This window comes from Pseudoalteromonas sp. TAE56, from assembly GCF_000497955.1.
In the GTDB taxonomy this organism is placed as follows: Bacteria; Pseudomonadota; Gammaproteobacteria; order Enterobacterales; family Alteromonadaceae; genus Pseudoalteromonas.
Window position 1 is genome coordinate 1 of the sequence record NZ_AUTN01000061.1, and the last position, 11,924, is coordinate 11,924.

At 40.9% G+C, this 11,924-nt stretch carries 8 protein-coding genes and 2 rRNA genes; 4 read left to right on the forward strand and 6 right to left on the reverse strand.

Going from position 1 to position 11,924, the window contains the following annotated elements; genetic code table 11:
* The 4 genes from L656_RS0103590 to gspC all read right to left on the reverse strand — a co-directional run.
* Positions 1-433 (reverse strand): type II secretion system F family protein (locus tag L656_RS0103590; RefSeq protein WP_024598234.1); only part of this gene is annotated, 433 nt, incomplete at its 3' end.
* Between the two features lie 2 nt (positions 434-435).
* Positions 436-2,001 carry a type II secretion system ATPase GspE gene (gspE, locus tag L656_RS0103595; protein ID WP_024598235.1) on the reverse strand — a complete coding sequence of 522 codons (1,566 nt, stop codon included), beginning with the start codon at positions 1,999-2,001 and terminating at the stop codon, positions 436-438.
* The gene (gspD, locus tag L656_RS0103600; protein ID WP_024598236.1) at positions 1,994-4,057 is read right to left on the reverse strand and encodes a type II secretion system secretin GspD; all 2,064 of its coding nucleotides are present in this window, start codon (positions 4,055-4,057) and stop codon (positions 1,994-1,996) included. Before gspD ends, gspE begins: the two co-directional genes overlap by 8 nt.
* 23 nt (positions 4,058-4,080) lie before the next feature.
* On the reverse strand, positions 4,081-5,022 hold the full coding sequence (gspC, locus tag L656_RS0103605; RefSeq protein ID WP_024598237.1) for a type II secretion system protein GspC: 942 nt from the start codon (positions 5,020-5,022) through the stop codon (positions 4,081-4,083).
* A gap of 210 nt (positions 5,023-5,232) precedes the next feature.
* Here gspC and hslR point away from each other — a divergent pair, with 210 nt between their 5' ends.
* The 4 genes from hslR (at position 5,233) to L656_RS0103625 (ending at position 9,609) form a co-directional block, all read left to right on the forward strand.
* Positions 5,233-5,655: a ribosome-associated heat shock protein Hsp15 gene (hslR, locus tag L656_RS0103610; protein ID WP_024598238.1), complete on the forward strand. Its 423-nt coding sequence runs from the start codon at positions 5,233-5,235 to the stop codon at positions 5,653-5,655.
* A gap of 12 nt (positions 5,656-5,667) precedes the next feature.
* Complete coding sequence (gene hslO, locus L656_RS0103615; RefSeq protein ID WP_024598239.1) at positions 5,668-6,513, forward strand: Hsp33 family molecular chaperone HslO; 846 nt, start codon at positions 5,668-5,670, stop codon at positions 6,511-6,513.
* Between the two features lie 267 nt (positions 6,514-6,780).
* Positions 6,781-8,319, forward strand: a complete 1,539-nt coding sequence (locus L656_RS0103620; RefSeq protein WP_024598240.1) for a phosphoenolpyruvate carboxykinase — start codon at positions 6,781-6,783, stop codon at positions 8,317-8,319.
* 183 nt (positions 8,320-8,502) lie between these two features.
* The gene (locus L656_RS0103625) at positions 8,503-9,609 is read left to right on the forward strand and encodes a PepSY-associated TM helix domain-containing protein (RefSeq protein ID WP_024598241.1); all 1,107 of its coding nucleotides are present in this window, start codon (positions 8,503-8,505) and stop codon (positions 9,607-9,609) included.
* 594 nt (positions 9,610-10,203) lie between these two features.
* Here L656_RS0103625 and rrf read toward each other — a convergent pair.
* A 5S ribosomal RNA gene (gene rrf, locus L656_RS0103630) occupies positions 10,204-10,318 on the reverse strand.
* 207 nt (positions 10,319-10,525) lie between these two features.
* Positions 10,526-11,924, reverse strand: a 23S ribosomal RNA gene (locus tag L656_RS0103635); the annotation flags it as partial.

Below are 11,924 nucleotides of genomic sequence, written 5' to 3' on the forward strand. Positions count from 1 at the left end.
CTGCGGCTACCATTGCACGATATAAGTCGTCAAAAACATGAGGAAACTCACTAAGACCATCGGCAAGGGTGTAACCTTCAACTACTTTTGAACGTACCGACATAAGCATACGCTTTAAACGCGGCTTTTCACATTGTTCAGCAACAGCCATAACTGCGCCTTCAACAGGGAGTGCCGATTGTATCAATGTTGCTAATTGGCGGGTTATAAGCGCTAAGTCTGAGGTTGAAATTGTTGGTTTAAAAAAGCCACCGAATAAATGGGCTTTTTCACCTTTGACTTGTTTGTCACTTTGCGCCGCAGGGATAACTTCAAGCGGCGTTAATTTTTGGTCACGCAAAGTTTGGCGAATTTGTTTAGCTGTATCGGCCTCTAAAATGCCTTTTTTTTCTTTACCTCGGCCATCTAAGGCACGGTATTCAAACGCCGCCATAGTTAGCCTTCCTCACGGGTAACACGCAAGACTTCTTCAAGTGTTGTTTTACCTGCAAGTACACGGCTACACCCATCTTGGCGAATACTTGGGCTGCGCTTACGAATGTATTTTTCTACGCTTTGCTCGCCTTTACCGTTGTGAATCATTTCACGTATTGTTTCATCAACTACAAGTAACTCGTGAATACCCGTACGACCACGGTAACCATTAAAGTTACACTCTTCACACCCCACCGCTCGGTAGATTGTAGGTTGGCTTTCAAAAGGAGTACCTAACAACTGGCATTCATGCTCATCAGCCGTGTGACCTTCTTTACAGGTATTACATAACGTACGTACTAAACGCTGTGATAACACACCGAGTAACGACGATGAAAGTAAGAATGGTTCAACACCCATATCTTCCATACGTGTAATTGCACCCGATGCAGTATTAGTATGCAGAGTAGACATAACAAGGTGACCGGTAAGTGACGCTTGAACACCAATTTGCGCAGTTTCAAGGTCGCGTATTTCACCCACCATTACTACATCAGGATCTTGACGTAATATTGCACGTAAACCACGTGCAAATGTCATATCAACTTTTGCATTAACTTGTGTTTGCCCAATACCTGGAATTTCGTACTCTATCGGATCTTCAACGGTAAGAATGTTGCGATCGCGTGAGTTAATTTGGCTCATACCAGCGTATAGGGTGGTACTTTTACCAGAGCCCGTTGGCCCTGTTACTAAAATAATGCCGTGGGGTTTACTAATTAAATCTGAAAACAATGCACGATTATCTGCGGTCATACCTAAATCTTCAAGGTTTAAACGCGCGTTATTTTTATCAAGTAAACGCAGCACCACACGCTCACCAAAGCTCGATGGCATTGTTGATACACGCACATCAACTGCACGTCCGGCAATACGTAAACTAATACGGCCATCTTGTGGGATACGTTTTTCGGCTATATCAAGCTTAGCCATTACTTTAATACGAGATACAAGTAACGACGCAAGTTTCCGATTAGGCTTAAGGACTTCTTTAAGTACGCCATCTACCCTAAAGCGAATAACAAGCTCTTGCTCGAAGGTTTCGATATGAATATCAGAAGCCCCTTCTTTAATCGCTTCGCTAAGCATGGCATTAATAAGCTTGATTATTGGCGCGTCATCGTCACCAGCAAGTAAATCTTCAGTTTGTGGGAGCTCATCAGCAAGTGAAAATAAGTCAACCTCGTTGCCAATATCTTCCATCATTTGTTGCGTTTCAGAGCTATCACGTTGGTATGACGCTTCAAGCAATAGCTCAAACTTATCATCAGCCAATTGCTCAAGTGTAAAACCATGGCCTGCGATACGACGTACTTCTAATAGTACTTCCACATCTAGCTCACCACGGTAGTAAACTATACGGTGATCTTTATTTTTGCCAAGTAACACACCTGCACGTTTTGCATACGAAAACGGCAAACGCTTTGCTGGTAACTCAACTAATACATCACTCGTTAATAGTTCATCCTGATTATGCGTTTGAGGATGAACCACATCTTGGTTTATCTCTTGAATCGCATTAGTCATCTTTACGCTCTTGTGCATTTTGTTTACGTAGAGACTCTTCATACGTAGGTGGAAGTACTAATTCGTCATTCCACTCAGGTAAAATAGGCGTATCAGTCATTGGCATTAACTCAATACCGTCTTCTTTTTGTTTAAACTGCTCACCACGAATAAAGTTATATTTATTAAAGCTTAACTTATTCATGCTCACACCATCACGAATAATGGTTGGTCGAATAAACACAATAAGATTACGCTTACGGCGTGTTGTGTTTGTTGATCTAAACAAATGACCTAAAATAGGGATATCGCCTAATAACGGCACCTTAGAAACACTTTCTTGTACGTCTTCGTCAATTAAACCACCCAGTACAACCATACCGCCATCATCGGCCATAACCGTTGTTTTGATTGCACGTTTATTAACTGAAATATCAACAGCAGTTGCACCACTTACACTTGATACTTCTTGCTCAATTGTAAGCTGTACTGCAGAGCCATCGTTAATCTGTGGCGTAACTATCAGTTTAATACCGACTTCTTGACGCTCAACCGTTTGAAATGGGTTAGCATTATTACTGCCCGTTTGTGAGCCTGTAATAATAGGCACTTCTTGACCAACTAAAATTGAGGCTTCTTCGTTATCCATTGTAGTAATAGACGGTGTAGCCAAAATATTTGAATTTGTATCAGTGGCAACAGCCTGAATAATTGCGCCCCAGTCATTTTTAACAACACCCAGCGCTAAACCATTAATACCACTTAGCAATGAAGCAAGCGCATCATAATCACCCTCAGTCGTTTCATCATAACTAGTAACGTTTCCTGATTCTGTACCAATAATAGTTTTAGTTACGGTTGTATCTTGTGCTTGCTCTGCAGCAACAGCTAATGAACCAACAGGAACCGTAGTACCATTGTTAAATTGCAACATACCGCCCTGCTCAGAAATCCACTGCAGGCCTAAGTTAACCCCGTCACCTTCCATTACTTCAATAATAATGGCTTCTACAAGTACTTGTGCACGGCGAATATCAAGACGTTCAATTACCGACTCAAGCGAGCGCATTGTGTCTGGCTGTGCGGTGATAATTAGTGAATTTGAATCTGGGTGAGCTTCTATACTGCTCTCGTTGTTACTTCTGCTACGAGTCTTAGTGGTACCGCCTTGTGCATCTTCAACAAGTGACTTACTTACGCCTTGCAGTACTTTTACTAAATCTTCAGCTTTAGCATAATTTAGGTAAAACACCTTGGTATTACCTTGGCTTTCTAATTCGCCATCTAAGCGCTTAATAAGCTCTATGGCACGTGTACGTGCTTGGCCTTCACCACTTACAATAACGCTATTAGTTCGGCCATCTGCGACTACTTTTGGAATTAAAAACTCAGGTACGCTGCCTTTGCCGCTGTCTTTATAAATATTGTCTACCACAGAGACAACATCATCTGCTGTTGCATATTTAAGCTTAACAATGTCTACACGCTTATCACCCGCCTGATCAACAGAGCGAATAATCTCAACTAAGCGATTAACCGATGCAGCATGACCCGTTAGCATCATTACGTTAGCTGCATTAAAGTTGGCAACGTGGCCGCCATCTTTTTGATCGCTAAATTGACGAACTAAAGGGCCTAGTTCTTGTACGCTCACATTTTTGACACGTACAACACGTGTAATCATCATATCGCCGCTAGCTTCGTTACCTTCGGTAATAAGTGGCACATTTGATTTTTTGGCGTCTGAACTTTTTTCTACCTTAAGAATGCCATTGTCCATTTCAACAGCTGAGTAGCCATAAACTTCCAATACATTTAAGAAGAACTGGTAATAAAGCGCTTCGTCCATTAACTCATAACTGCGAACATTTACTTTGCCGCGCACGTTAGGGTCAATAATTACTGTTTTATTGAGATTTTTACCAACAATATTAATAAACTCGTTGATATCAGTGCCTTTAAAGTTAGCAGCATATTCAACAGCAGAAACAGACAAAGAAATACTTGCCGCCAAAAAAAGTGCCGCGTACTTAGCTAACCCTTTTTTAATTTTTTTGAGGTGTAGCACCTGAACCATTATATTAAAACTCCAAAGCTAAATTATTGCAGACTAAATTGCACATCAATTTGTTCACCATCACGTTCTATAGTGATATTGGCATCTGTACTATTACGCAGCTCGTTAATAGCTGACATAGCCTGTTTTAAATCTGTTAATTGATAGCCATTTATAGAAATAGCCAAATCGTTATTTTTTAATCCCATTTGCTTAAACAGTTCAGGTTCTTTACCTGGACTTAAGCGATATCCAATTAGTTCACCATCATTCATAGCCTGTGAAACACGTATATAGTCAAATAACTTGCCCGGTTCTTCGAGTAACTCTTCACGTGTTTCTATAATTGCTTCTTTAACGTCTGGGTCTGCAGTGGCGTCTATTTGTAATTCACTTGGCTCTAATTTTTGCGGACCCATTTCGGCATCGTCACGCGCAGCGAGTACAGGCATAGATACTTTTTTACTAAAATCGAGCCCATCAAGCATTAATGTTTCAAAACCTCCATTAATACCTAAAATAACACGATCAGGCAGTATCTGCGCTACTTCAGCGCGCGTGCCAAGTACAACTTCTTCAACAAGGTAGCTTACTTGCTTACCTTGTGATTCAATAATTGCTATGCCTGCTTGGTCATCATTATTAACAGCTACAATACCGGTTAAATTAATACTTAGGCGTGTTTCTGGCGCATTATTTATAACCTGCGATTGTTTTGCAGTATTATTGTTGTTTGTTACAGTTTTTTTACCAAATAAAAATTGCTCAATAATATGCTGCGCTGAGTTATTACTCGCACCAGATGGCTGATTAGCATAATGAGTAGGAGTAAGTAGAGTTACTGGTGGTTTCGGCCATAAAAGCCAGACAAGCTTTGATAATAAAAATGCAAGATAAACAACAACTAACAGTGTCACTAATGCACTTAATTTAGCATGCGGTAACCGCGTTAAAAATTGTTTTAGTTGTTGGATTTGCTGTTCCATAAATAGTGTTCTTATTTTAATTTACTGCGTTAGCGCGTACCCATAGTACCCTTTCATTTTTCTTTCAACAAGCACACTAATATTAAACTTTGTAAACAGATTAAATTAACTTTACATAGCAGTACAAAAAGTAAACGGCTGTTGTAATACCTTCATCCTACGATGATTTCATGATAAATTTTAAGCTATAAAAACGTGGGGAAATGCCTTATGAGTAAAAAAAGTAATGCTAATACCAACTCAGACCATGCAGATGAGTTAAAAGTTCGATTAGATAAATGGTTATGGGCTGCACGATTTTATAAAACTCGTGCTGTTGCACGTGAAATGGTGCAAGGCGGCAAAGTACATTATAATGGCCAACGTACAAAAGCGAGCAAAATAGTAGATGTTGGTGCAAAAGTAAAACTTGCTCAGGGTGTAGATGAAAAACTGATAACTATACTCACAGTGCTTGAAAAACGTCAAAGCGCCCCCATTGCACAGACCATGTATCAAGAATCTGATGCAAGTATTGCTAAACGCGAAGAAAACAGCATCGCACGCAAAAATAACAGTTTTTTTGCTCCTCATCCGGATAAAAAACCAGATAAAAAGCAAAGACGCGAACTTTTAAAAATGAAATCAAGTTAGGTATAGCCACTCATGCAACAAGATTTACTTCACCGTTATTTATTCAACGAACTAGATGTTCGTGGCGAACTCGTACAAATCGAGAATGCTTATAATGAAATGATTGCCGACCACAATTACCCAGCCCCTGTTAAAGCATTACTAGGTGAGCTACTTGTTGCAACCTGTTTACTAACCGCAACTTTAAAGTTTGAAGGTGAAATTGCAGTACAGCTTCAAGGTGATGGCCCTGTCAAATATGCTGTTATAAATGGTGATGACAAACAAAACATGCGTGGTATTGCACGCCTGCAAAGCGAAATTACGGGTACAACTGTAAAAGAGCTTATTGGCCAAGGCTATATGGTGATCACTATTACACCAAGTAAGGGTGAACGTTACCAAGGTATAGTGCCCTTAGAGCACGATACTCTGAGTGAATGTATAGAAAGTTACTTTGAGCAATCAGAGCAATTAAAGACACGTCTTTGGTTTGCAACCGACACAACTGAAGGTAGCGCAAAAGCATGTGGTCTATTTTTACAAGTACTCCCAGTTGATAAACAAAAATCAATTGAAGACTTTGCGCACTTAGAAGCATTAAGTAACACCATTAAAGATGAAGAGTTGTTACATCTTGATGCAAATACAGTCCTTACACGTCTTTACCACGAAGATAACCCTCGTGTATTTGAGCCTCAAGCGATTAAATTCAAATGCGGTTGTAGTCGTGATAAAACAATTACTGCACTTGTTAATATTGGACAAGAAGAACTACTTAAAGACGTAACCGAAAAAGGGTCTGTTAATATTAACTGTCATTACTGTTTAAAAGAGTATGTTTTTAACGAACAAGATATAAAAAGCATTTTCAACTAAATACTCAGCTTCATCTATATATAGTAATTAAAGCCGCATAATATGCGGTTTTATATTATAAAAAGATGATACCGGTGTCATCTTTCCTGCTAATTTCATGACACCGGTATCATTGAAATTATTCATGTTTTTTCTTAAATATATGTGTTTTTAGAGGCTTTACGGGCTCGAATATCTTAAAACCTTCTGTTACTATAATTTCAGTTTAAGGGCACTGATAACCCCAGAGCTATCCGTTCAAACTCTCACACATAGTTAGGTATAAACATGACTACAGGCGCTACACGTTTTGTCGATTTAACCGCAGCTGAACTTGTCGAGCATGCGATCCGCCGTGGCGAAGGTACTTTAGCCGCGAATGGTGCTTTTGTTGCAATTACAGGAAAACGAACTGGTCGTTCACCAAAAGATCGTTTTATTGTACAAGAAGCTACAACTCAAGATGACATTCAATGGGGCAATGTTAACCGCCCATTTGATGCAGACAAATTTGACGCTTTATGGGCTCGCGTAGAAGCACATGTTCAAAGTAATGACCACTTCACCTCTCACCTAGAAGTTGGCGCAGACCCTGAGCATTATCTACCTGTAGTCGTAACTACAGAAACAGCGTGGCACCATATTTTTGCCAAAAACATGTTTATCGAACCGCAAAACTATAACGCTTCAAACTTACCGCAATGGCAAGTAATGAACGTTCCTTCGTTTGTATGTGAGCCAGAACGTGATGGCACAAATAGCGATGGCACCGTCATTATTAACTTTGCACAGCGTAAAGTATTACTAGCTGGTATGCGTTACGCCGGTGAAATGAAGAAATCGATGTTTTCTGTGCAAAACTTCCTACTACCAGCAAAAGGTGTATTACCAATGCACTGCTCTGCTAACGTTGGTGAAGCAGGCGATACAGCATTGTTCTTCGGTTTATCTGGTACAGGTAAAACAACGCTTTCAGCAGATCCAACTCGCTTTTTAATTGGTGATGACGAACACGGTTGGGCACCTGGCAGCGTGTTTAATATTGAAGGCGGTTGTTATGCTAAGTGTATCGACCTGTCACAAAAGAATGAGCCTGTAATTTGGAATGCTATTCGCTTTGGCACTATTTTAGAAAATGTAGTGTTAGATGAAAAAGGCATTCCAGATTTTAACGATACTAGCCTTACTCAAAATAGCCGTGCAGCATATCCACTTGAACACGTTGAAAAACGTAAAGTAGAAAACCGCGCAGGCGAACCAAAAGCTGTTGTATTTTTAACTTGTGATGTAAGCGGTGTATTACCACCAGTTTCTATACTTAGCGAAGAAGCTGCTGCTTTTCACTTTTTAAGTGGATACACAGCAAAAGTTGGCTCTACTGAAATTGGCTCTACTAGCGATATTGAATCAACATTTTCGACATGTTTTGGCGCACCATTCTTCCCACGCCCTGCTGGTGTTTACGCTGAGCTTCTTATGAAGCGTGTACGCGAGTTTGCCGCTAAAGTGTACCTTGTGAATACAGGTTGGACTGGCGGCCCTTACGGCACAGGTAAACGTTTTGATATTCCAACTACTCGTGCAGTAATTGATGCAATCGTATCAGGTAAATTAGCGGGTGTTGAAACTCAGCACATTGATGTTTTAAACCTAGATATACCGGTAGCCGTTCCTGGTGTAGATACTAACTTACTTAACCCAATCAATACTTGGGAAGACAAAGCTAAGTACAATGAATATGCAGCAAAACTAGCCGCTGACTTCACTGAAAACTTTGCTAAGTACGACGTATCAGACGATATAAAAAATGCAGGACCTAAAGCTTAAGTAAACTTTAAGATTGTATTTTAACGCCAGCCTAGAGCTGGCGTTTTTACTTCTTAAATAATTAATTTAATAAGTGCGACAAAATGCCGCACGAATCATATCAAAAACCATATAATATACTACATAATCAAACACTTCTTAATGCCCAATAAATCTGCATTACCCATTACGGCTCCTTAATTGATGACACCAAAGCTCTCATGGCGAAAAACCTCAAGACGATTACATTTGCACTTAGGCCTCTCGGTAGGCGTATTACTCACTATTATTAGCCTTTCTGGCTCCGTGTTAGTTTATTACCCACAAATAGACTCACTGTTAAATCCAATTAATGACACTACTAATACAAAAATACCTGATTGGGATAAAGCATACAGTAAGTTAAGGAAAAATTTCCCTACAAAGCTCGGACCATGGCGATTAGAAAATACAGGTGTGAATTCAATTGTACTCGCACGTTACTATAACCCTATAGAAACAAAAGAGCATGGCTTTGCGCCTTTAATGGTTTGGCTATCTAGTGATAACGATGAAGTAATACGCAAAGACTACTGGGGGGAATACCTAGTAACTTGGATATACAACTTACATTTTTCATTACTAACAGGAGCAACAGGCACTCTAGTTGTTGGTTATATAGGCATAGCCACATTACTTCTTATTATCTCTGGATTCTTTGCTTGGTTTCCAAAACCTGGGCAATGGATAAAATCGTTAAAATTTAAACGTCGCAGTTCTAAAATAGGTCTACTTTATGACTGGCATAAACTTATTGGTTTGGCTTTGTGCATACCATTATTAGTTTTAACTGCTACAGGCGTTATGCTCGCTATTCCAAAACAAACGGACCCTGTATTTATCGCTCTAGTTAGCAATATAAACTCGCCCTCAAAAACACAAATGCAAGCTAACAAACAATCCAATATTCCTTTATCAAAAGCGATCTTAATAGCTCAAAAAGCATTACCAAGTGCGCGTTTAGCTTGGGTTGAAACTCCTTCAAACTTAAATGCGATTTACAGATTCAGGTTTCAAACTGACAATGACCCTTCTTATCGCTTCCCGCATAGCTATATCGAAGTTAATGCGTCTACAGGGGAACTAGAGAGCCTGTTTAATATAGATAAGCAAAGCACGGCTAGTAAAATTAAAAACTGGTTACACCCTCTACATGACGGCAGCATTGGCGGTAACATTTTAAAAGTAATTTGGGTGTTGAGTGGCTTAGGATCTGCTGCATTATTTTTTATTGGACTATATAGATGGTTAGTTAGAACCAATAGAATATAAATAAACTTTACGCCAATCTACCTAGTTAAATGATCTATTTGAGGAAAAAAATTCTTTATTTCGTTGTTCTCGTCAATTACTTCTAAATCGCTCAACCTTCAGTCTCCATGCAATCGCATATCAGAAATTATTAACGCAATTAGCGTCAAGTTCAATCCACCAAATTGATTAGGTATTATTGCCGATTAGTATAATTATCAGGTATGTGTATTTATTCTGCACGCGCTATAACGCCAGTTATTTAGAGATGTAATGCGGTAAATAACATTGATGAGCTTAGCACCAGGTAATACTCGTTATTCATTGTTTAATAATATATTTAGGTGAAGCTATATACTTATAGAAACGTCTAATAAGGGTACTGAATAGTTAGGGCAAGGTTTTATTCAATTTGAAGCAGCTGCATTTATGGAAACATCTACAGGGCTAGATAGTCAGAGTGAAATTACGATCGTATGATTTTAGTGTCGGGAGTCGCTTCGCTCGCCCGGCCTACGCGATGGGTGTTGATATGAGTGTTAACTGCGCGCATTTTACTTTTCTGCAGACGTAAAAAAGCCCGACTCTTTCGAATCGGGCTTTCTACAATTTGAAGCCTGGTAATGTCCTACTTTCACATAGCAAATGCTACACTATCATCGGCGCTGTTTCGTTTCACTACTGAGTTCGGCATGGAGTCAGGTGGGTCCAAAACGCTATTGTCACCAAGCAAATTAGGTGCAAAGAATCAATGACAAGCACGTAGTGCTACCATTTTCTTTGCGCAAAGTGCCTCAACTTTAACGCTATGCGCTAAGAGTCACCTCTTGAATTTGGAAAATATCTGATAATATTTTTTAAGTCTTTCTTAAGTAATATCTACTTTAGTTATATTAACTTCTGTCTAAACTGTCGCATAAAACGCGTTTGGCGTTGTATGGTTAAGCCTCACGGGTAATTAGTACAAGTTAGCTTAATGGCTCACACCACTTCCACATCTTGCCTATCAACGTTGTAGTCTTCAACGGCCCTTCAGAGACTTTAAAAGTCTAGTGAGAACTCATCTCGAGGCCTGCTTCGCGCTTAGATGCTTTCAGCGCTTATCAGTTCCGAACGTAGCTACCGGGCAATGCCATTGGCATGACAACCCGAACACCAGCGGTTCGTTCACTCCGGTCCTCTCGTACTAGGAGCAACCCCTCTCAATTCTCAAACGCCCACGGCAGATAGGGACCGAACTGTCTCACGACGTTCTAAACCCAGCTCGCGTACCACTTTAAATGGCGAACAGCCATACCCTTGGGACCGACTTCAGCCCCAGGATGTGATGAGCCGACATCGAGGTGCCAAACACCGCCGTCGATATGAACTCTTGGGCGGTATCAGCCTGTTATCCCCGGAGTACCTTTTATCCGTTGAGCGATGGCCCTTCCATTCAGAACCACCGGATCACTATGACCTACTTTCGTACCTGCTCGACGTGTCTGTCTCGCAGTTAAGCTGGCTTCTACCATTACACTAACCGTACGATGTCCGACCGTACTTAGCCAACCTTCGTGCTCCTCCGTTACTCTTTAGGAGGAGACCGCCCCAGTCAAACTACCCACCAGGCACTGTCCGTAACCCCGATTCAGGGGCCAACGTTAGAACATCAAAACTACAAGGGTGGTATTTCAAGGTTGACTCCACAACAACTAGCGTCGCTGCTTCAAAGTCTCCCACCTATCCTACACATGTAGGTTCAATGTTCAGTGCCAAGCTGTAGTAAAGGTTCACGGGGTCTTTCCGTCTAGCCGCGGGTACACAGCATCTTCACTGCGATTTCAATTTCACTGAGTCTCGGGTGGAGACAGCGTGGCCATGGTTACACCATTCGTGCAGGTCGGAACTTACCCGACAAGGAATTTCGCTACCTTAGGACCGTTATAGTTACGGCCGCCGTTTACCGGGGCTTCGATCAAGAGCTTCTCCCTAAGGATAACCCCATCAATTAACCTTCCGGCACCGGGCAGGTGTCACACCGTATACGTCATCTTGCGATTTTGCACAGTGCTGTGTTTTTAATAAACAGTCCCAGCCACCTGGTCACTGCGGCTCCCGTCCGCTTAGAGAGCAAGTCTCATCACAGATAGGAGCGTACCTTCTCCCGAAGTTACGGTACGATTTTGCCTAGTTCCTTCACCCGAGTTCTCTCAAGCGCCTTAGTATTCTCTACCTGACCACCTGTGTCGGTTTGGGGTACGATTCCATATAATCTGAAGCTTAGAGGCTTTTCCTGGAAGTATGGCATCAACAACTTCATCACCGTAGTGACTCGTCTCGTGTCTCAGTCTTAA

Coding starts and splice junctions, on each gene's coding strand:
- gspE (WP_024598235.1), bottom strand. CDS start 2,001: ATGACTAATGCGATTCAAGAGATAAACCAAGATGTGGTTCATCCTCAA.
- gspD (WP_024598236.1), bottom strand. CDS start 4,057: ATGGTTCAGGTGCTACACCTCAAAAAAATTAAAAAAGGGTTAGCTAAG.
- gspC (WP_024598237.1), bottom strand. CDS start 5,022: ATGGAACAGCAAATCCAACAACTAAAACAATTTTTAACGCGGTTACCG.
- hslR (WP_024598238.1), top strand. CDS start 5,233: ATGAGTAAAAAAAGTAATGCTAATACCAACTCAGACCATGCAGATGAG.
- hslO (WP_024598239.1), top strand. CDS start 5,668: ATGCAACAAGATTTACTTCACCGTTATTTATTCAACGAACTAGATGTT.
- L656_RS0103620 (WP_024598240.1), top strand. CDS start 6,781: ATGACTACAGGCGCTACACGTTTTGTCGATTTAACCGCAGCTGAACTT.
- L656_RS0103625 (WP_024598241.1), top strand. CDS start 8,503: ATGACACCAAAGCTCTCATGGCGAAAAACCTCAAGACGATTACATTTG.